This window comes from Streptomyces sp. NPDC002520 (genome assembly GCF_053595235.1).
Map to the genome: position 1 here is coordinate 94,513 of NZ_JBSFXG010000025.1, position 19,596 is coordinate 114,108.

A 19,596-nucleotide genomic window follows, 5' to 3' on the forward strand; every position below is an offset into this window, starting at 1 on the left:
ATCAGTCCTTCTTCTCCACGGCGTGCCCGCCGAACTGGTTGCGCAGCGCCGCGATCATCTTCATCTGCGGCGAGTCGTCCTGGCGGGAGGCGAACCGCGCGAACAGCGACGCGGTGATCGCCGGCAGCGGAACCGCGTTGTCGATGGCGGCCTCGACGGTCCAGCGGCCCTCGCCCGAGTCCTCGGCGTAACCGCGCAGCTTGTCCAGGTGCTCGTCCTCGTCCAGGGCGTTGACCGCGAGGTCGAGCAGCCAGGAACGGATGACGGTGCCCTCCTGCCAGGAGCGGAACACCTCGCGCACGTTCTCCACCGAGTGGACCTTCTCCAGCAGCTCCCAGCCCTCGGCGTAGGCCTGCATCATGGCGTACTCGATGCCGTTGTGGACCATCTTGGAGAAGTGCCCGGCGCCGACCCGTCCCGCGTGGACGTAGCCGTACGGGCCCTCCGGCTTGAGCGCCTCGAAGATCGGCTGCAGCCGGTCCACGTGCTCCTTGTCGCCGCCGACCATGAGCGCGTAGCCGTTCTCCAGGCCCCACACGCCGCCGGAGACGCCCGCGTCGACGAAGCCGATGCCCTTGATGGCGAGGGCGGCGGCGTGCTTCTCGTCGTCCGTCCAGCGGGAGTTGCCGCCGTCCACCACGACGTCGCCGGGGGAGAGGAGGTCGCCCAGTTCGTCGATGACCATCTGGGTGGCGGTGCCGGCCGGGACCATCACCCAGATCGTGCGCGGCGCGTCCAGCTTCTCGACCAGTTCGGCGACGCTCTTGACGTCGGAGACCTCGGGGTTGCGGTCGTAGCCGATGACGGTGTGGCCGGCGCGGCGGATCCGCTCGCGCATGTTGCCGCCCATCTTGCCGAGACCGATGAGACCGAGCTGCATTTCAGTTCACTTCCTGAGGTTGCGGTAGGTGGCGACCAGCGCCGTGGTGGACGGGTCGAGACCGGGGACGGCAGCGCCCTCGGTCAGCGCGGGCTCGATGCGCTTGGCGAGGACCTTGCCCAGCTCCACGCCCCACTGGTCGAAGGAGTCGATGTTCCAGACCGCGCCCTGCACGAACACCTTGTGCTCGTAGAGGGCGATCAGCTGACCGAGGACGGAGGGGGTCAGCTCGCGGGCGAGGATCGTGGTGGTGGGGTGGCTGCCGCGGAAGGTGCGGTGCGCCACCTGCTCCTCGGGCACGCCCTCCGCGCGGACCTCCTCGGCGGTCTTGCCGAAGGCCAGCGCCTGGGTCTGGGCGAAGAAGTTGGCCATCAACAGGTCGTGCTGGGCCTCCAGTTCTCCGCTCAGCTCGGCCACGGGCCGGGCGAAGCCGATGAAGTCGGCGGGGATGAGCTTCGTGCCCTGGTGGATCAACTGGTAGTAGGCGTGCTGCCCGTTGGTGCCGGGGGTGCCCCAGACGACGGGGCCGGTCTGCCACTCGACCGGACGGCCGTCACGCTGCACCGACTTGCCGTTGGACTCCATGTCCAGCTGCTGGAGATACGCGGTGAACTTCGACAGGTAGTGGCTGTAGGGCAGTACCGCGTGCGACTGGGCGTCGTGGAAGTTGTCGTACCAGATCCCCAGCAGGCCCAGCAGCAGGGGGGCGTTGGCCTCGGCGGGGGCGGTGCAGAAGTGGTCGTCGACCAGCCGGAAGCCGTCCAGCATCTCGCGGAAGTTGTCCGGGCCGATGGCGATCATCAGGGACAGGCCGATCGCGGAGTCGTACGAGTACCGTCCGCCGACCCAGTCCCAGAACTCGAACATGTTGGCCGTGTCGATGCCGAACTCGGCGACCTTCTCGCCGTTCGTGGACAGCGCCACGAAGTGCTTGGCCACAGCCTTCTCTCCCCCACTCTCGAATTCGCTCGAGCGGGAGGTGCCCCCATCGTCGAAGGCCTTGAGCAGCCAGGAGCGGGCCGAGGTGGCGTTGGTGATCGTCTCGATCGTGGTGAACGTCTTGGACGCGACGATGAACAGGGTCTCCGCCGGGTCCAGGTCCCGGGTCGCCTCGTGCAGGTCGGCGCCGTCCACGTTCGACACGAAACGGAACGTCAGGTCCCGTGCGGTGTAGGCGCGCAGCGCCTCGTAGGCCATCGCCGGGCCGAGGTCGGAGCCGCCGATGCCGATGTTGACGACGTTGCGGATCCGCTTGCCGGTGTGGCCGGTCCACTCGCCCGAGCGGACCCGCTCGGCGAAGCCGGCCATCTTGTCGAGGACGGCGTGCACGTGCGGGACGACGTTCTCGCCGTCGACCTCTACACCCGCGTCGCGCGGGGCGCGCAGCGCGGTGTGCAGCACGGCCCGCCGCTCGGTGACGTTGATCCTCTCGCCGCGGAACATGGCGTCGCGGAGGCCGAAGACGTCGGTGGCCGCCGCCAACTCCCGCAGCAGCCGCAATGTCTCGTCGGTGATCAGGTGCTTGCTGTAGTCGATGCGCAGGTCGCCGACCCGGACGACGTACCGCTCGGCGCGGCCGGGGTCCGTCGCGAACAGCTCGCGCAGCGACGGCACGCCCGCGGCGCGGTGGTCGGCGAGCGCCGTCCACTCGGGCCGGCGGTCGAGCTGGGTGGTGTCTGACGGTGCGTCGGACATGTCAGGCGTTCTCCTTGGTGGCCTCGCCCGTGAGGGCGATGGCGTACATCTCGTCGGCGTCGAGGCGGCGCAGCTCCTCGGCGATGAGTTCGGAGGTGGGGCGGACCTTCAGGGCCAGGGTGCGCGGCGGCTGGCCCGGCAGGGTCAGCGAGGCGAGCGGCCCCTCGGGGCGGTCGATGACGATCTCGCCGTTCGCGGTGCCCAGGCGCACGGCCGTGACGACCGGTCCCGCGCTGACCACGCGCTCCACGGAAACGTTCAGCCGGGCCTCGAGCCAGCGCGCGAGGAGTTCGGCGCTGGGGTTGTCCGCCTCGGCCTCCACAGCCGCCGACGTCACCTTCACCCGCGCCTGGTCCAGGGCGGCGGCGAGCATGGAGCGCCACAGGGTGAGCCGGGTCCAGGCGAGGTCGGTGTCGCCGGGCGCGTAGTTGCGCGCGCGGGTCTCCAGTACCTCCATGGGCTTGTCGAACGCGTACAGGTCGGTGATCCGCCGCTGGGAGAGCGCGCCGAGCGGGTCCTTGGCGGGGGCGTCGGGCGCCTCCACCGGCCACCACACGACCACCGGGGCGTCCGGCAGCAGCAGCGGCAGCACCACGGAGTCGGCGTGGTCGGACACCTCGCCGTAGGTGCGCAGCACGACCGTCTCGCCGGTGCCGGCCTCGGTGCCGACCCGTACCTCGGCGTCCAGCCGGGAGGCGGTGCGGTCGCGCAGGGTGCGCACGTGCCGCTTGATGACCACCAGGGTCCGCATCGGGTGCTCGTGCGAGGCCTCCTCGGCGGCCTTGATCGCGTCGTAGGCGTTCTCCTCGTCCGTGACGATCACCATCGTCAGGACCATGCCCACGGCCGGGGTGCCGATGGCGCGGCGGCCGTCGACCAGCGCCTTGTTGATCTTGCTTGCCGTGGTGTCGGTCAGGTCGATCTTCATGGCCTGCGCCAGCTCCGTCCGTCTCGTGCGAGCATCTCGTCGGCTTCCTCGGGGCCCCAGCTGCCCGAGGCGTACTGTGCCGGCGTGCCGTTTGCCGCCCAGTACTCCTCGATGGGGTCGAGGATCTTCCAGGACTCTTCCACTTCCTGGTGCCGGGGGAACAGGTTGGCGTCGCCGAGCAGCACGTCCAGGATGAGCCGCTCGTACGCCTCCGGGCTCGACTCCGTGAACGACTCGCCGTAGGCGAAGTCCATGGACACGTCCCGGATCTCCATCGAGGTGCCCGGCACCTTGGAGCCGAACCGGACGGTCATGCCCTCGTCGGGCTGGACGCGGATGACGATCGCGTTCTGGCCCAGTTCCTCGGTGGCGGTGGAGTCGAACGGGGAGTGCGGGGCCCGCTGGAAGACGACCGCGATCTCGGTGACCCGGCGGCCCAGCCGCTTGCCGGTGCGCAGGTAGAACGGGACGCCCGCCCAGCGGCGGTTGTCGATACCGAGCTTGATCGCGGCGAACGTGTCGGTCTTCGACTTCGGGTCGATGCCGTCCTCTTCGAGGTAGCCGACGACCTTCTCGCCGCCCTGCCAGGCGTCCGCGTACTGGCCGCGGACGGTGTGCGCGCCGAGGTCCTCCGGCAGCCGCACCGACTTGAGCACCTTCAGCTTCTCGGTGAGCAGCGCCTCCGCGTCGAACGCGATCGGCTCCTCCATGGCGGTCAGCGCCATCAGCTGGAGCAGGTGGTTCTGGATGACGTCACGGGCGGCGCCGATGCCGTCGTAGTAGCCGGCCCGGCCGCCGATGCCGATGTCCTCGGCCATGGTGATCTGCACGTGGTCGACGTAACTGCGGTTCCAGATCGGCTCGTACATCTGGTTGGCGAAGCGCAGCGCCAGGATGTTCTGGACCGTCTCCTTGCCGAGGTAGTGGTCGATCCGGAACACCTGGTCCGGCTCGAACACGTCGTGCACGATCGCGTTGAGCTCGCGGGCGCTGGCCAGGTCGTGGCCGAACGGCTTCTCGATGACCGCCCGACGCCAGGAGCCCTCCGGGCCGTCCGCCAGGCCGTGCTTCTTCAGCTGCTGGACGACCTTCGGGAAGAACTTCGGCGGCACCGAGAGGTAGAAGGCGTAGTTGCCGCCGGTGCCCCGGGAGGCGTCCAGCTCGTCGACCGCCTCCTTGAGGTGCTTGAAGGCGGTGTCGTCGTCGAAGTCACCGGGGACGAACCGCATGCCCTCGGCGAGCTGCTGCCACACCTCCTCCCGGAACGGGGTACGGGCGTGCTCCTTCACGGCGTCGTGCACGACCTGCGCGAAGTCCTGGTCCTCCCACTCCCGGCGGGCGAAGCCGACCAGGGAGAAGCCCGGCGGCAGCAGGCCGCGGTTGGCCAGGTCGTACACGGCCGGCATCAGCTTCTTGCGGGACAGGTCGCCGGTCACACCGAAGATGACAAGGCCGGAGGGACCCGCGATGCGGGGCAGTCGGCGGTCGCGGGCGTCCTGCAGAGGGTTCGCCCAGTCGGCCGCCGGGGCGACGGGGACGGGCACCTCCTCGACGGGGCGCGTCTTCGGCTCGGCGGGCTCGGTGGTCATCGCGCGTCCACTCCCTTGCTCCTCAGGGACTCGGTGACGGCGTCCAGCAGGTCCTGCCAGGCCGCCTCGAACTTGGCGACGCCTTCGTCCTCCAACTGCCGGACGACGTCGTCGTAGGAGATGCCGAGCCGCTCGACGGCGGCCAGGTCGGCGCGGGCCTGCGCGTAGCCGCCGGTGACCGTGTCGCCGGTGATCCGGCCGTGGTCGGCGGTGGCGTTCAGCGTGGCCTCCGGCATGGTGTTGACGGTGCCGGGCGCGACCAGCTCGTCCACGTACAGGGTGTCCTTGTACGCGGGGTCCTTCACACCGGTGGAGGCCCACAGTGGGCGCTGCTCGTTCGCCTTGTCACCGGCGAGGGCCGCCCAGCGGTCGGAGCCCGACGGCTGTGCCGAAGTGTCGGCAGAGCCGAAGACCTCCTCGTAGGCCTCGTAGGCGAGGCGGGCGTTGGCGAGGGCCGCGCGGCCCTTCAGCGCGAGGGCCGCCTCGGTGCCGAGGGCGGTCAGCCGCTTGTCGATCTCGGAGTCCACCCGGGAGACGAAGAACGACGCCACCGAGTGGATCTTCGACAGGTCCAGGCCGCGCTCGCGGGCCTTCTCCAGGCCGGCCAGGTAGGCGGCCATGACCTCGCGGTAGCGCTCCAGGGAGAAGATCAGGGTCACGTTGACGCTGATACCGAGGCCGATGACCTCGGTGATCGCCGGGAGGCCGGCCTTCGTCGCCGGGATCTTGATCATCACGTTGGGGCGGTCGACCAGCCAGTTCAGCTGCTTGGCCTCCGCGACGGTCGCCGCGGTCTCGTGCGCGAGGCGGGGGTCGACCTCGATGGAGACCCGGCCGTCACGGCCCTGGGAGGCGTCGTACACCGGGCGCAGGAGGTCGGCGGCGTCCCGCACGTCGGCGGTCGTCATCATCCGCACCGCCTCGTCGACCGTGACCCCCCGCACCGCGAGGTCGGTCAGCTGCTCCTCGTACCCCTCACCGGAGCCTATGGCGGCCTGGAAGATCGACGGGTTGGTGGTGACGCCGACGACGCCGCCGTTCTCCACCAGCGCCGCCAGGCTGCCCGAGGTGATCCGCTTGCGCGACAGGTCGTCCAGCCAGACCGACACGCCCTCGTCGGCGAGACGCTTCAGGGCTCCGGGGGTGGCGATTGCTTCGGTCACAGTGCTCATCTTTCTTCGTCGCGTCCTTCTTTGTCGCTCTGTCGCTCGATCCGGGGGAATCAGACCTGCGCGGCCGCGAGCGACTCGCGGGCCGCGGCGGCGACGTTCTCGGGGGTGAAGCCGTACTCGGCGAACAGGGTCTTCGCGTCGGCGGAGGCACCGAAGTGCTCCAGCGAGACGATCCGTCCCGCGTCGCCCACGAAGCGGTACCAGGTCAGACCGATACCGGCCTCGACGGCGACCCGCGCCTTCACGGCGGGCGGCAGGACGCTCTCGCGGTAGGCGCGCGGCTGCTGCTCGAACCACTCCACGGACGGCATGGACACCACGCGGGTGCCGACGCCCTCGGCCTCCAGCAGCTCCCGCGCGGCGACGGCCAGCTGCACCTCGGAGCCGGTCGCGATGAGGATCACCTCCGGGACCTCGGTCGAGGACTCGCGCAGCACGTATCCGCCCTTGGCCGCGTCCTCGTTCGGCGCGTACGTCGGCACACCCTGGCGGGTCAGCGCGAGCCCGTGCGGGGCCGGGTCGGTGGCGTGCCTCTTCAGGATCTCGGCCCAGGCGACGACGGTCTCGTTGGCGTCCGCCGGGCGGACGACGTTCAGGCCCGGAATCGCGCGCAGCGCGGCCAGGTGCTCGACCGGCTGGTGGGTGGGACCGTCCTCGCCGAGGCCGACGGAGTCGTGCGTCCACACGTACGTGACGGGCAGCTGCATCAGCGCCGACATCCGTACGGCGTTGCGCATGTAGTCGGAGAACACCAGGAAGGTGCCGCCGTAGACGCGGGTGTTGCCGTGCAGGGCGATGCCGTTCATCTCGGCGGCCATCGAGAACTCGCGGATGCCGAAGTGGACGGTACGGCCGTACGGGTCGGCCCCCGGCAGCGGGTTGCCCTTCGGCAGGAAGGAGCTGGACTTGTCGATGGTGGTGTTGTTGGAGCCCGCGAGGTCGGCGGAGCCGCCCCACAGCTCGGGGACGACCGGGCCGAGCGCCTGCAGCACCTTGCCGGAGGCGGCACGGGTCGCGACGGACTTGCCCTCCTCGAACACCGGCAGGGCGTCCTGCCAGCCCTCGGGCAGCTCGCCCTTGCTGATCCGGTCGAAGAGCGCGGCCCGCTCGGGGTTCGCGGTGCGCCACTCGGCGATCCGCTTGTCCCAGGCCGCGTGCGCCTCGGCACCCCGGTCCAGGGCGCGGCGGGCGTGGGCGAGGACCTCGCCCGCGACCTCGAAGCTCTGCTCCGGGTCGAATCCGAGGACACGCTTGGTGGCGGCGATCTCCTGCGCGCCGAGGGCCGAGCCGTGGGAGGCCTCGGTGTTCTGCGCGTTCGGGGCCGGCCAGGCGATGATCGTGCGCATGGCGATGATCGAGGGCCGCCCGGTCTCCGCCTGTGCCGCCTTCAGCGCCGCGTACAGCGCGGGCACGTCGACGTCGCCCTGCGCGGTCGGCTCCACGCGCTGGGTGTGCCAGCCGTAGGCCTCGTACCGCTTCAGCACGTCCTCGGAGAAGGCGGTGGCGGTGTCGCCCTCGATGGAGATGTGGTTGTCGTCGTACAGGAAGACCAGGTTGCCGAGCTTCTGGTGGCCGGCCATCGAGGAGGCCTCGGCGGAGACGCCCTCCTCCAGGTCGCCGTCGGAGACGATCGCCCAGACGGTGTGATCGAACGGGGAGGTGCCCTCGGGGGCCTCCGGGTCGAACAGGCCGCGCTCGTAGCGGGCCGCCATCGCCATGCCCACCGCGTTGGCCGCACCCTGGCCGAGCGGGCCGGTCGTGGTCTCGACGCCGGCGGTGTGCCCGTACTCAGGGTGACCGGGCGTCTTCGAACCGTGCGTGCGGAACGCCTTCAGGTCGTCCAGCTCCAGCTCGTACCCGGCGAGGAAGAGCTGGGTGTACAGCGTCAGAGAGGTGTGGCCGGGGGACAGGACGAAGCGGTCACGGCCGGTCCACTCCGGGTCGGCCGGGTCGTGCTTCATCACCTTCTGAAAGATCGTGTACGCGGCGGGTGCCAGGCTCATCGCGGTGCCCGGGTGGCCGTTGCCGACCTTCTGCACGGCATCGGCCGCGAGAAGCCGGGCGGTGTCCACGGCGCGCCGGTCGAGGTCGGTCCACTCGAAGCCGTCGGATGTCTGCGTGCTCATCTTCAAGGAGTCCTCGTTCGATGCGGGTCTGCTGGCCGGACGCGTTCAAACTTAAAAGTCTGACTTATTCGGCGGAAGGGCGGAGTGTGTCAGCCTGTGGTGAATCTGGGACACCACCGCGCGACGAGGACGGCACGAAAAGAACATGGCGGACAGAACCGGCCGAGCGGGCGACGCCGGCACGCAGGGGGGCGGCACGCAGGGCGACGGCGAGCAGGGCGCGGGCGCGAAGGGGGGCAGCGGCGGCGCTGGCGGTGCCGGCGAGGGCGGCGACTGGATCAGGACGTTCCCCTTCCCGACCGAACTGGCCGTCAGGGGCGTCGGCATACAGATCGGCACCATGGGCGGCGAGGCCGCGTGGCACGGCGAGGCCCCGCTGGACCGCGTCCACCGCATCGACTTCCACGTGGTCATGCTGTTCACGGACGGCCCCGTACGGCACATGATCGACTTCGCCGAGTACGAGGCCGCCGCCGGCGACCTGCTGTGGATCCGCCCCGGACAGGTCCACCGCTTCTCCCGCACCAGCGAGTACCGCGGCACCGTCCTCGCCATGCAGCCCGGCTTCCTGCCCCGCGCCACCGTCGAGGCCACCGGCCTGTACCGCTACGACCTCCCACCCCTGCTGCACCCCGACCCGGCGCAACTCGCCGCCCTCGACGCCTCCCTCGGCCAGTTGCGCCGCGAGTACGAGGACACCGCCACGCTCCCGCTCAGCCTGCACACGGCGGTCCTGCGGCACGGCCTCACCGCGTTCCTGCTGCGCCTCTCCCACCTCGCGGCCAGCTCCGCGGAGGCCGCACGGCAGCAGACCGACACCACCTTCACCCTCTTCCGGGACGCGGTCGAGCGCGACTTCGCCACCAGCCACAGCGTCAACGCCTACGCCGACGCGCTCGGTTACTCCCGACGCACCCTCGTGCGCGCCGTCCGCGCGGCCACCGGCGAGACCCCGAAGGGCTTCATCGACAAGCGGGTGATCCTGGAGGCCAAGCGGCTCCTCGCCCACACCGACCTGCCGATCGGCCGCGTCGGGGTCGCCGTGGGCTTCCCCGACGCGGCGAACTTCTCCAAGTTCTTTCATCTGCACACCGGGCAGACGCCGGTCGCCTTCCGGGCCGAACTGCGTTAGGCGCAGCGCCCCGGGGCTGTTGCGCCCGTGCGCCGCCCGGCCGGCCTCGGTCAGTGGCCGAAGTCGAACCAGTTCACGTTCACGAAGTCGGCGGGCTGGCCGCTCGTGAACGTCAGATACACATCGTGCGTGCCGGTCACCGCGCCGATGTTCGCCGGGACGGTCCGCCACGACTGCCAGCCCCCGGTATCGCCCACCGCGAAGCTGCCCACCGGGGCGTTGCCGCGACTGTCCAGGCGCACCTCGACCAGCCCGCTCACCCCGGCCCCGGCGCCGCTCGCCACCCGTCCGTATAACTGGCCGGCCGGGGTCGAGCCGAAGTCGACGCCCTTGTACAGGGCCCAGTCACCGTTCGCGAGCCAGCCGATGTTCTGTCCGCCGCCCGTGTCCGAGGTCGTCTCGGTGCCGACGCCGGACTGGTTGTCGTACGACTCGGCCTGGATGGGGCTGTAGGCGTTCCGGTTGCCGGAGGGCGGGGGAGTGGTGCCGCCCCCGCCGCCCGTGGACTGCAGCACCTGCACGTAGTCGACGGTCATGGGATGGTTCGGCTCGGTGCCGGCGTCCGGGCCGCCGCCGAACGCGCCCGGGAAGCCGCCGCCCATCGCCACGTTGAGAATGACGAAGTACCCGTGGTCGGTGGCGTTGGCCCAGGTCGTCGCGTCGACCTGATTCGCCTTGACGGTGTGGAAGTTGACGCCGTCGAGGTAGAAGCGGATCTCCTCGGGGCTGGTCGAACGGTCCCACTCCATCCCGTAGGTGTGGAAGCCCGCCTGGCAGGTCGCACCGGTGCACGGCGTCGAGCCGCCGATCCCGGATGTCTCGTTGCAGGGGCCGCCCGGGCTGGTGCCGCAGTGCATCGTGGCCCAGTCGGTGTTCAGGCCCTGCACGTTCTCCATGATGTCCAGCTCGCCGACGCCCGGCCAGTTCCAGTAGTTGCCGCGGAACGGGGAGCCCAGCATCCAGAACGCCGGCCAGTAGCCCTTGGCGGCCGCACCGGTGACATTCGGCATCTGGATCCGGGCCTGCACGCGCAGCTTGCCGCCGGCCGGTGGCCGGAAGTCGGTGCGGGTCGTCTCGATGCGGCCGGAGGTCCAGTTGCCGGATGCGTCCCGGCGCGGGGTGATGAGCAGGTTGCCGTTGCCGTCGAGCGAGACGTTGCTGGTGCTTTTGGTCATCGTCTCGATCTCGCCGGTGCCCCAGCCGGCGGCGCCACCGGGGTACGAAGTCCCGGTGTCGTACTGCCAGTTGGTGGTGTTGACCCCGGAGCCCGCCGCGCCGTCGAAGTCGTCGAGGAAGACCTGGGTCCAGCCGGAGGGGGGAGCCGGGGCCGAGGCGCCGGCGGGGAGGGTCGCGGCGGTCGCGACGGCCGTGGCGACGGCGAGCGTGCCGAGGGCGGCGACGAGGGCTCGGCGGACGGAGTGCCGTCGTCGGCCGGGTGCGCGGGAAAGGCGGCCGTCGGTATGCGATCTGCCGGAGGTTTCACTCATGGGGGGCCTCTCGGGTGCGGGATGAGACGGACGGGCACCCTGAGAGCGCTCTCAGGGTCTCGTCAATGTGCTCCCCACCTTTGCGGCCGTCAAGAGTCAAAGCGAGCAAACTCCTTCTACGTCAAGGGAGTTCAATCCGTGAAAGGTGTTGCCGGCAGCGGGGTTCTCGGTCATGTGACGTACACGCGTGTCCTCCGTATACGTCGCTGAAGGAGCGGCGGTTCAGACGGAGTGGGGAGTCCGGGTGCGGCGGTCACGATCAGTGGCACGCGAGGTGCGCAGACCTCCGTGCCACGGGGCGCCCACGACTCGTTCCCGACGGTCGTCACCCGCAACGTCAGCCACATGTCGCCGCCGCCTCGGGGCAGCGCGAAGGGCAAGGGCACGGCTGCCGTCTCGCCGGGCCGCAGACCGGGCAGCTCGGCCGGCGCGCTCAGCACGCGGCGGCCGGCCACCGACAGCTCCCAGGTCGCCGCCAGCCAGTCCAGGCCACGGCGCAGCTGCTGATTGCGGAGGACGATCCCCTCGTGCCGGAAGCACCGGATGCCGACCGGGGCCGCGGGCTCCTGGTGTGCCCTCGCCTCGCCCCCGAAGTCTCTTCCGAGGTCTCCTCCGCGGTCTCCTCCGAGGTCCCTTCCGCGGTCGCTTCCGACGCGGCCGTCGTGCGCCCGGCTGTGCCCGGACAAGGCCACGGTCACGGTCACGGTCACGGCGACAGCGTTGTCGTACAGCCCGGCGCCCGCGCGCCCGGCCGGTCCTCCGCCTTGGTCCTCGCTCACGCGCCGCAGAATTCCGTGGTCCCGGAACCCCCGGATGAAGCCGCCCTGAAGCCCCGGCGTTGACTCGATGGCCGCGCAGTGGGCGGTGCAAGCGGGACGTCCCGCCGGGCCGTCCTCTAGGGTGCGACTGTGAGGCTGACGATTCTGGGTGGCGGCGGGTTCCGGGTGCCGCTCGTCCACGGTGCACTGCTGGCGGACCGCGCCGAAGGGCGGGTCACGGAGGTCGTCCTGCACGACCTGGACGGCGGCCGGCTGCGCGCGGTGACCCGGGTCCTGGCCGAACAGGCCGCCGGTGTCCCGGACGCGCCCACGGTGATGGCCACGACCGACCTCGACGAGGCGCTGCGCGGCGCCGACTTCGTCTTCTCCGCGATCAGGGTCGGCGGTCTCCAGGGCCGCGCCGACGACGAGCGGGTCGCCCTCGCGGAGGGGGTGCTCGGACAGGAGACCGTCGGCGCGGGAGGCATCGCCTACGGTCTGCGGACCGTGCCCGTCGCCGTCGACATCGCCCGGCGCGTGGCACGGCTCGCCCCCCACGCCTGGGTCATCAACTTCACCAACCCGGCCGGACTGGTCACCGAGGCCATGTCCCGGTACCTCGGCGACCGGGTCATCGGCATCTGCGACTCACCGGTCGGGCTCGGCCGCCGTATCGCCCGCGTCCTCGGCGCCGACCCCCGTGAGGCCTTCGTCGACTACGTCGGCCTCAACCACCTCGGCTGGGTGCGCGGCCTGCGGATCGCCGGGCGCGACGAACTGCCGCGTCTGCTCGCCGACCCGGCCCTGCTGGGCTCCTTCGAGGAGGGCCGGCTCTTCGGCGCCGACTGGCTCCGCTCCCTCGGTGCCGTCCCCAACGAGTACCTGCACTACTACTACTTCAACCGGGAGACCGTCCGCGCCTACCAGGAGGCCGGGCAGACCCGCGGCGCCTTCCTGCGCGACCAGCAGGCCCGCTTCTACGAGGAGGCGGCGAACCCCGACGTCCCCGCGCTGGCATCCTGGGACCGCACCCGCGCCGAGCGCGAGGCGACGTACATGGCCGAGAACCGGGAGAGTGCCGGCGCCGGCGAACGCGAGGCGGACGACCTGTCCGGCGGCTACGAGAAGGTCGCCCTCGCCCTGATGCGGGCCGTCGCCCGGGACGAGCGCGCCACCCTCATCCTGAACGTCCGCAACCGCTCCAACCTCGCCGCTCTCGACGCCGACGCGGTCATCGAGGTCCCCTGCCTCGTCGACGCCAACGGTGCCCATCCCCTCACCGTCGACCCGCTGCCCGGCCACGCCACCGGACTGGTCTGCGCAGTGAAGGCCGTCGAGCGCGAGGTGCTCGCCGCCGCCGAGTCCGGCTCCCGCGGGGCGGCCGTGAAGGCGTTCGCGCTGCATCCGCTGGTGGACTCGGTGAACGTGGCCCACAGGCTGGTCGACGGCTACACCGCGGTCCATCCGGGCCTGGCCTACCTGAAGTAGCCGCAAGCGCCGGCTGGAACGCTCGTACGCCGCGGCCTGGCTCCACCGAGCCGGCGCTCGCCCCACGCCACCGAGCCCGACTCTCTCGCGCCGCGGCAAGAGCGGAGGGCTGCTCCGCCGAGCGGCCCTCCGCCGTCATCCGGGTACCGGCCGGTGTGCCGGTACCGTCAGCCGGTGAACCCGGCCGTGATCGAGGTGAACTGCCAGGTGCTCTGGCTGATGCCGGAGCAGTTGCTCACCACGCCGCCGCCGGGGCAGGACCGGTCCCGGTTGACGGCCCAGTAGGCGAGCCGGGCGATGTGGTGGGAGTTCGCCCAGTCACGGATCTGGGTCCAGATCGCAGGCGTCGTGTTCTCCTGCTGGTCGGACAGCCCGTTCATGCCGGAGATGCCCATGTGCGCGTACGCGGTGGCGTCGTCCCAGCCGAAGGTCGACTTCAGCTTGGCCTTCAGGCCCTCGGCCGCGTTCACGGTGTTGCCGTACATGTCCGAGCCGCCGCCGAAGTCGAACGGCATGATCGTGAACACGTCGATGCCCGCGCCGAGCGACTGGGCCTGCTCGATGAGCCGGTTGCCGTAGTAGGTCGGACCGGTGGTCGAGGTGCCGAAGGTGACGATGGTCTTCAGGCCGGGGTTGTTGGCCTTGACCGTCTTCAGCGCGGTCAGGATCTTCGCCTGCACGGCCTCGTTCTCGAACTCGTCCGTGTTCTCGATGTCCATGTCGATCGCCTTGAGGCCGTAGGCGTCGATCACCCGCTGCAGGGCTCCGGCGAGCGCGCTCGCGGAGGAGCAGTTGGCGCCGAGCTTGCTGCCCTGCCAGCCGCCGAACGACGGGACGATGTCACCGCCCGCCGAGCGGATCTGGTTGATGGCGGTCTGGTCGGCGCCGCCGGTCAGCGGCCGGCTGCCGTCCCAGGCGGGGGTGCAGCCGCCGGAGTCCAGCATGAACGCCATGGTGAACCACTTGATCCCGGTCGCGTTCATGACCGTCGTCGGGTTCGGCGGATCGCCCCAGCCCTCGTACAGGTACGGCGCCGCCTGCTTGAAGGAGGTGCCGCCGCCGGAGCCCGCGTCCGTGGTGACGCTCACGGAGTTGGAGGCCGGCGAGGTGTTCCCGGCCGCGTCCCGCGCCTTCACCGTGAAGGTGTACGACGTGCTCGGTGACAGCCCGCCGACCGTGGCGGACGTGCCGGAGACGCTCGTCATCCTGGTCGCGCCGCTGTAGACGTCGTACCCGGTCACGCCCACGTTGTCGGTGGCGGCGTTCCAGCCGAGCGACACGCTGGACGACGTCTTGCCGGTCGAGGTGAGCCCACCGGGCGCGGTCGGGGCCTGGGTGTCCCCGCCGCCTCCGCCGCCCGGGCCGTCCAGGCTGATGTCGTCGGCCCAGTAGGTGCCCTGCGCGTACCAGCCGTGCACGTAGACGGTCGCGCTGGTCTGCGAGGCGCCGGTGGTGAAGGAGACGGTGAGCTGGCTGTACGCGGACGGGGACGTCGTCCAGTTGGAGGCGCCGCCGTTCACGCCGAGGTAGACGTACGAGCCGCGGACCCAGCCGCTGAGACTGTACGTCGTGTTCGGCTGGACCGCGACGGTCTGGGTGCACTGCGCGTTGTCGCTGGCGGACGCGGCGCCCTGGAGGGCCTTGGAGCCGCCGTGCACGGGGGAGGAGACGACGGAACCGAGGTTGCCGGTGCAGCTCCAGGGGGAGAGACTGCCCGACTCGAAACCGGCGTTGGTGAGGATGTTGGCCGCCTGAGCGGTGCCCGGCAGTGCGATGGCCCCGCCGAACGCGAGAACGGCGGAGCCGAGCAGGGCGAGGAACCGGCGTCTGGGACGCCCGAGTATGTGGCGCACGCGATCTCCCTGTGGGGATGAGGGGTGTTCGGGAGTGCAGGGGAGTGCGGAAGCGGTGCGTCAACCAAGTTGGTATGGACCAATCCAACTGTCAAGAAGGCACGCAGAATTGGTCCATACCGGGAAGGGCGGCAACCCAGGGGTGCGGGGAACTGCGCGAACGACCACAACGGACCCGCACCCGGCAGCCGGCCTACAGAGGCAGCACCTCGGCCGCCTCGGCCGCCGAAGCGGACTGGGCAGGAGCCGGTGCCGACAGCAACACCTGTGCCTCCTGGACCCGTTGCTGTGGCAGGGACGCCATCCGCAGCGGCCGCGGCCCCGACACCACCGCGTAGTCCTGCCCCAGGAACGGCGGGTCGATCACCCCGGGGTCCTCGCCCAGCGCCAACCGCACCGCGGCCCAGGGCGCGTTCACGCCGCACAGCGACAGCTGGTGCAGGCCACCGGCGGGCCTCGTGTTGACGTCGAGCAACACGGGGCGGTCGCCGAACATGCGGAACTGGATGTTGGACAGGTAGTGCAGCCCGAACCCCTCCGCGATCAGCCGGGCCGGCTCCAGCCACTGGCTGTGCAGCGTGAAGCCGCGCCGGCGGCCGTTCTTGGTGCGGCCCACCGCCATCCGGACCCGGTTGTCCGCACCGGTCAGGCAGTCCACCGACACCTCCGGCTCCTCCAGCCGCGGCATCACCAGCCAGTCCACCGGCTCCTCCGCCCGCCGCAGCGCCTCGACGACCAGGTCCAGCTGGACGTGCGGCCCGGGGAAGCCGTTCAGGTGCGTGAGCGAGAAGGGGGCGCGGGTGATCACCCGGAAGCCCACCCCGCCCGCGCCGGCCGCCGGCTTGAAGCAGGCCCGGTGCCCGGCCGCCTCCAACTCCTCGACGGCGGCGACGAGTTCCTCCGCCGTCCGCACCCGCCACCACGGCGGCACCGGGACGCCCACCGAGCGAACCGCCTCGTACGCGGTCGCCTTGTCCTCGAAGACGGCCACCGCCTGCGGCGTCGGCGCCAGCAGCGCCGTACCCACCGCCTCGAAGTCGGCACGGTGCGCCACGATCGCCGCCTGGTGCAACCGGGGCACGAAGACGTCGATGCCGCGCCGCGCGCACTGGTCCAGGGCGTACTCGACGTACCCGGCCGGGGACAGGCCCTCCGGCTCCAGGTCGGCGGTGTCGGCGGCGGCCAGCACCGGGGAGTCGGGGTCACCGTGGGTGGCGTGGATCTCGACCGCACGGTCGCCGGGATTTCTCCGCAGCTGATCCATGAAGAACACGTTCTCCGCGTACGTGCGGTTGAGCCAGACGCGTACGCGAGAGATCATCCAGGCCGCCTTTCACGGTTTTCGGGCAGGGCTCAGCGGCCCGTGCCCGGGCAGGAGGGAGGAAGGGACACCGAACCGCCCCAGGGAAAAGGGAGTTGGACGGTGGTGTTGGGGCGATCATAGGGCTTCCCGGGGCCTGCGCGTGCAACGCCGGTGTTACGGAATTCCTCGGTCCCGTACGGCCGTTCGCCGGCCACGGCCCGGCCGCTCCCCGGTCATCGCCGCGCCGCCCCCGGGACACTGCCCGGCCGGTCCGTGGCCGGTCCCCCTCGCTCTTCGACCGGTCCGTGGCCAGTCCTCGGACGGTCCTCGGTCGGGACTCCCCTTGCCCCGTCCGGTGACATGTGTTGTCGTGGAGCGACGCGACGCTCGGAAGGAGGCGGGGTGGAGCCGACGGCCGGGGCCGGACAGCTGCTGGCCATCAGCGACCTGCACATCACCTACCCCGAGAACCGCGCCCTCGTCGAGCGCATGCGCCCCCGCACCGACGACGACTGGCTGATCGTGGCCGGGGACATCGCCGAGACCGTCGCCGACATCCGCTGGACCCTGGCCACCCTCGCGGACCGCTTCCACACCGTCCTGTGGGCCCCCGGCAACCACGACCTGTGGACCCACCCGCGCGACCCCGTCACGCTGCGTGGCGTCGCCCGCTACGAGCATCTCGTCGCCGTGTGCCGCGAACTCGGCGTGATCACCCCCGAGGACCCCTACCCCGTGTGGCGCGGCCCCGGCGGCCCGGTCGTCGTCGCCCCCCTGTTCCTGCTGTACGACTACTCCTTCCTGCCGGCCGGCTGCGCGACCAAGGCGGAGGGCCTGGCCTACGCGGAGAGCACCGGCATCGTCTGCAACGACGAGCACCTGCTGCACCCCGACCCCTACCCGACCCGCGAGGACTGGTGCCGCGCCCGCGTCGCCGCGACCGAGCGCAGGCTCGCCGAGCTGCCCGACGACCTGCCGACCGTGCTCGCGGGCCACTACCCGCTGGACCGGCACCCGACGGACGTGCTGTGGCACCCGGAGTTCGCCATGTGGTGCGGCACCCGGCTCACCGCCGACTGGCACCGCCGGTTCCGCGTCACCACCATGGTCTACGGCCACCTGCACATTCCGCGGACCACCTGGCTGGACGGGGTCCGCTTCGAAGAGGTCTCCGTGGGGTACCCCCGCGAGTGGCAGAAGCGCCCGGAACGCCCCGGACGACTGCGCCGCATACTGCCGATGGAGGTCGGGCCCGGTGATCGAGGAACTGCTCCCGGAGTCGGTCGTGGCCGTGGAGGCGTTCGGTGACCCGGGGACGGAGACCGGCTCGCTGTACCCGGAGGAACAGCCGCTCGTGGCACGCGCGGTGGCCAAGCGGCGCCGCGAGTTCACGGCCGTCCGCGTCTGCGCCCGGCGCGCCATGGAGAAGCTCGGGGTGCCCCCGCAGCCCGTCCTGACCGGCGAGCGCGGCGCTCCGCGCTGGCCGAAGGGGCTGGCCGGCAGCATGACCCACTGCGACGGCTACCGTGCGGCAGCCCTGGTGCGCACCGCCGACCTCGCCTCCCTCGGGATCGACGCCGAGGAGCACGCGGCGCTGCCGGACGGCGTCTTCGCCGCCATCTCGCTGCCCCCGGAGCGGGACCGGCACCGCGCCCTGGGCGCCGGCCGTCCCACCGTCCACTGGGACCGGCTGCTGTTCAGCGCAAAGGAGTCCGTGTACAAGGCGTGGTTCCCGCTCACGCACGCCTGGCTCGACTTCTCCGAGGCCGACATCGAGCTCGCCCCCGCTCCGGGCGACGGCACCCGCGGCCGCTTCCACGCCCGGCTCCTGGTCCCCGGACCGGTGGTGGGCGGCGTCCGCCTGAGCGGTTTCGAGGGGCGCTGGCTGATCCAGGGCGGCCTGGTCCTGACGGTGGTGACCGTCCCGCGCCCCTGAGGCAGTCGAACGCGAGGACCGCCGCCCGCGCATCCGGGCGGGCCGGCGCGAAGGTCGCCGAGGGACCTGCCGGCCCGGCTCGGGCCGGACTCACTCCGGCGGGCACCACTCGCGCAGCAGCCGGAAGAACTCCTCCTCGTTTCCCGCGAGTCCGGCACGCGCGAGCGCCCCGTCCGCCTCGGCGAGCACGGCGGGCGGCAGGACGACGGGCCTGGGGCCGTCGGGTGGTCCGTCGAAGGCGGCGCGCACGGTGTGCAGCAGGCGCAGATAGGCCTGGACGGCGGTGCGCTCACGGTCCGTCAGTACGGCGGTGTGCATCGGTCGGCTCTCCCCGGTTCGGCGTCACGGATCACGCGCCCTGCGGCGCCGCACGCCGCGTCCGCGGCGCACGTCTCCAGCTTGCCGTCCGCCACTGACAACGCCCTCGTGGCTGCGCTCGGGCCGTCGCCCGACCGGGGGTCCGCGCACGCCGGTTCGCCCGCTCGGCGCAGGCGGTCCGGCGCCCCGGCCGGCGTGACGCGCGTGCGGCGGATCGGGCTCACGACTCGGGGCGCTTGACGCTCTCCAGAAGCATGTCGAGCCACTCGGCGACCTTGTCCCGGTGCTGGTCGGTGGGGAGTTGAGCCGCGCGCCAGGCGATTCCGCGCACCCCGTGGTCCTGCAGCAGCCGTTCCAGCGGATCTTCGGCCGCCGCCTGCGCCGCCCGCTCCCGGTCGGCGAGCTTCTGCAGCAACTCCTGTTCCGTGCGCTGCAACGCCCCCGCAAGCGCCTCCGGGTCCTCAGCCGTCAGGTAGCCCGCGTGCACGCGGAAGAACCGCTGCAACGCGTCGCAGTGCTCCATGGTGGGCCGCCGGTCGCCGTTGATGAGGGCGCCGGCCTGCTGCCGGGACATGCCCGCGCCGTCGGCGATCTCCTGCTGGGTGTACTTGCGGCCGCCCGGCTTCAGCCGGGTGCGGCGCAGCAGGTCCAGGCGCTGCAGGAAACGGGCCTGTACGTCCCGCTCGCCCGCGGGCCGGCCGCCGAGCAGGGTCCCCACCACCGGCTCGGGGACACCGCAGGCGACCGAGAGCCGCCCGACGTCGAAGACCTCGGCGTGCGGCACGCCGAGCCGGTCGGCGAGCGCGGTGACGCGGGCGACGACGGCCGGCAGCTGAGCGGTCGCCGCGGCGCCCGGATCCTCGTAGCCATCCGTCACCGACAGAACTCCTACGTCTCTCGAGCGTTTCAGATGTGTCCGTGTTTCTGATGT

Annotated in this window: 16 protein-coding genes; 4 read left to right on the forward strand and 12 right to left on the reverse strand. The window is 71.5% G+C overall.

The window, feature by feature from the left end; translation table 11 throughout:
* Position 1 precedes the first annotated feature (1 nt).
* The 6 genes from gnd to tkt are packed head-to-tail and all read right to left on the reverse strand — an operon-like array spanning position 2 to position 8,390.
* The gene (gnd, locus tag ACWD5D_RS29695; RefSeq protein ID WP_451375837.1) at positions 2–880 is read right to left on the reverse strand and encodes a phosphogluconate dehydrogenase (NAD(+)-dependent, decarboxylating); all 879 of its coding nucleotides are present in this window, start codon (positions 878–880) and stop codon (positions 2–4) included.
* A gap of 6 nt (positions 881–886) precedes the next feature.
* Positions 887–2,575 (reverse strand): glucose-6-phosphate isomerase, encoded by a 1,689-nt coding sequence (pgi, locus tag ACWD5D_RS29700; protein ID WP_451375838.1) that lies wholly within the window; start codon positions 2,573–2,575, stop codon positions 887–889.
* Position 2,576: 1 nt separating this feature from the next.
* Positions 2,577–3,503 carry a glucose-6-phosphate dehydrogenase assembly protein OpcA gene (gene opcA, locus ACWD5D_RS29705; RefSeq protein ID WP_451375839.1) on the reverse strand — a complete coding sequence of 309 codons (927 nt, stop codon included), beginning with the start codon at positions 3,501–3,503 and terminating at the stop codon, positions 2,577–2,579.
* Positions 3,500–5,092: a glucose-6-phosphate dehydrogenase gene (gene zwf / locus ACWD5D_RS29710; protein ID WP_451375840.1), complete on the reverse strand. Its 1,593-nt coding sequence runs from the start codon at positions 5,090–5,092 to the stop codon at positions 3,500–3,502. Before zwf ends, opcA begins: the two co-directional genes overlap by 4 nt.
* Complete coding sequence (gene tal, locus ACWD5D_RS29715; RefSeq protein ID WP_451375841.1) at positions 5,089–6,264, reverse strand: transaldolase; 1,176 nt, start codon at positions 6,262–6,264, stop codon at positions 5,089–5,091. Before tal ends, zwf begins: the two co-directional genes overlap by 4 nt.
* A gap of 50 nt (positions 6,265–6,314) precedes the next feature.
* Positions 6,315–8,390 (reverse strand): transketolase, encoded by a 2,076-nt coding sequence (tkt, locus tag ACWD5D_RS29720; protein WP_451375842.1) that lies wholly within the window; start codon positions 8,388–8,390, stop codon positions 6,315–6,317.
* A gap of 145 nt (positions 8,391–8,535) precedes the next feature.
* Here tkt and ACWD5D_RS29725 point away from each other — a divergent pair, with 145 nt between their 5' ends.
* Positions 8,536–9,522: a helix-turn-helix domain-containing protein gene (locus ACWD5D_RS29725; RefSeq protein WP_451375843.1), complete on the forward strand. Its 987-nt coding sequence runs from the start codon at positions 8,536–8,538 to the stop codon at positions 9,520–9,522.
* Positions 9,523–9,572: 50 nt separating this feature from the next.
* Here the strand turns inward: ACWD5D_RS29725 and ACWD5D_RS29730 are convergent, their stop codons facing one another.
* Entirely contained in the window at positions 9,573–11,009 is a 1,437-nt protein-coding gene (locus ACWD5D_RS29730) for a glycoside hydrolase family 16 protein (RefSeq protein WP_451375844.1), read from the reverse strand.
* Between the two features lie 170 nt (positions 11,010–11,179).
* Positions 11,180–11,788: a DUF4981 domain-containing protein gene (locus ACWD5D_RS29735; RefSeq protein WP_451375845.1), complete on the reverse strand. Its 609-nt coding sequence runs from the start codon at positions 11,786–11,788 to the stop codon at positions 11,180–11,182.
* Between the two features lie 129 nt (positions 11,789–11,917).
* On the opposite strand from ACWD5D_RS29735, the gene ACWD5D_RS29740 reads away from it, so the two are divergent.
* Positions 11,918–13,255, forward strand: a complete 1,338-nt coding sequence (locus ACWD5D_RS29740; RefSeq protein ID WP_451375846.1) for a 6-phospho-beta-glucosidase — start codon at positions 11,918–11,920, stop codon at positions 13,253–13,255.
* 167 nt (positions 13,256–13,422) lie between these two features.
* Here the strand turns inward: ACWD5D_RS29740 and ACWD5D_RS29745 are convergent, their stop codons facing one another.
* Together ACWD5D_RS29745 and ACWD5D_RS29750 are read right to left on the reverse strand one after the other, a co-directional pair.
* The gene (locus tag ACWD5D_RS29745) at positions 13,423–15,108 is read right to left on the reverse strand and encodes a carbohydrate binding domain-containing protein (protein WP_451375847.1); all 1,686 of its coding nucleotides are present in this window, start codon (positions 15,106–15,108) and stop codon (positions 13,423–13,425) included.
* A gap of 193 nt (positions 15,109–15,301) precedes the next feature.
* On the reverse strand, positions 15,302–16,429 hold the full coding sequence (locus ACWD5D_RS29750; protein WP_451375848.1) for an ATP-grasp domain-containing protein: 1,128 nt from the start codon (positions 16,427–16,429) through the stop codon (positions 15,302–15,304).
* Positions 16,430–16,813: 384 nt separating this feature from the next.
* Between ACWD5D_RS29750 and ACWD5D_RS29755 the strand changes: the two genes are divergently transcribed.
* Positions 16,814–17,719, forward strand: a complete 906-nt coding sequence (locus ACWD5D_RS29755) for a metallophosphoesterase family protein (protein ID WP_451375849.1) — start codon at positions 16,814–16,816, stop codon at positions 17,717–17,719.
* Positions 17,667–18,347, forward strand: a complete 681-nt coding sequence (locus tag ACWD5D_RS29760) for a 4'-phosphopantetheinyl transferase family protein (RefSeq protein ID WP_451375850.1) — start codon at positions 17,667–17,669, stop codon at positions 18,345–18,347. Before ACWD5D_RS29755 ends, ACWD5D_RS29760 begins: the two co-directional genes overlap by 53 nt.
* Before the next feature lie 90 nt (positions 18,348–18,437).
* Here ACWD5D_RS29760 and ACWD5D_RS29765 read toward each other — a convergent pair whose 3' ends face one another.
* Positions 18,438–18,665, reverse strand: a complete 228-nt coding sequence (locus tag ACWD5D_RS29765; protein ID WP_451375851.1) for a hypothetical protein — start codon at positions 18,663–18,665, stop codon at positions 18,438–18,440.
* Between the two features lie 220 nt (positions 18,666–18,885).
* Entirely contained in the window at positions 18,886–19,542 is a 657-nt protein-coding gene (locus ACWD5D_RS29770; protein ID WP_451375852.1) for a helix-turn-helix domain-containing protein, read from the reverse strand.
* Positions 19,543–19,596: the final 54 nt, after the last annotated feature.

Excerpts from the sequence above, each read along its gene's own strand:
- gnd (WP_451375837.1), bottom strand. The coding sequence starts at position 880 with ATGCAGCTCGGTCTCATCGGTCTCGGCAAGATGGGCGGCAACATGCGC.
- pgi (WP_451375838.1), bottom strand. The coding sequence starts at position 2,575 with ATGTCCGACGCACCGTCAGACACCACCCAGCTCGACCGCCGGCCCGAG.
- opcA (WP_451375839.1), bottom strand. The coding sequence starts at position 3,503 with ATGAAGATCGACCTGACCGACACCACGGCAAGCAAGATCAACAAGGCG.
- zwf (WP_451375840.1), bottom strand. The coding sequence starts at position 5,092 with ATGACCACCGAGCCCGCCGAGCCGAAGACGCGCCCCGTCGAGGAGGTG.
- tal (WP_451375841.1), bottom strand. The coding sequence starts at position 6,264 with ATGAGCACTGTGACCGAAGCAATCGCCACCCCCGGAGCCCTGAAGCGT.
- tkt (WP_451375842.1), bottom strand. The coding sequence starts at position 8,390 with ATGAGCACGCAGACATCCGACGGCTTCGAGTGGACCGACCTCGACCGG.
- ACWD5D_RS29725 (WP_451375843.1), top strand. The coding sequence starts at position 8,536 with ATGGCGGACAGAACCGGCCGAGCGGGCGACGCCGGCACGCAGGGGGGC.
- ACWD5D_RS29730 (WP_451375844.1), bottom strand. The coding sequence starts at position 11,009 with ATGAGTGAAACCTCCGGCAGATCGCATACCGACGGCCGCCTTTCCCGC.
- ACWD5D_RS29750 (WP_451375848.1), bottom strand. The coding sequence starts at position 16,429 with ATGATCTCTCGCGTACGCGTCTGGCTCAACCGCACGTACGCGGAGAAC.
- ACWD5D_RS29765 (WP_451375851.1), bottom strand. The coding sequence starts at position 18,665 with ATGCACACCGCCGTACTGACGGACCGTGAGCGCACCGCCGTCCAGGCC.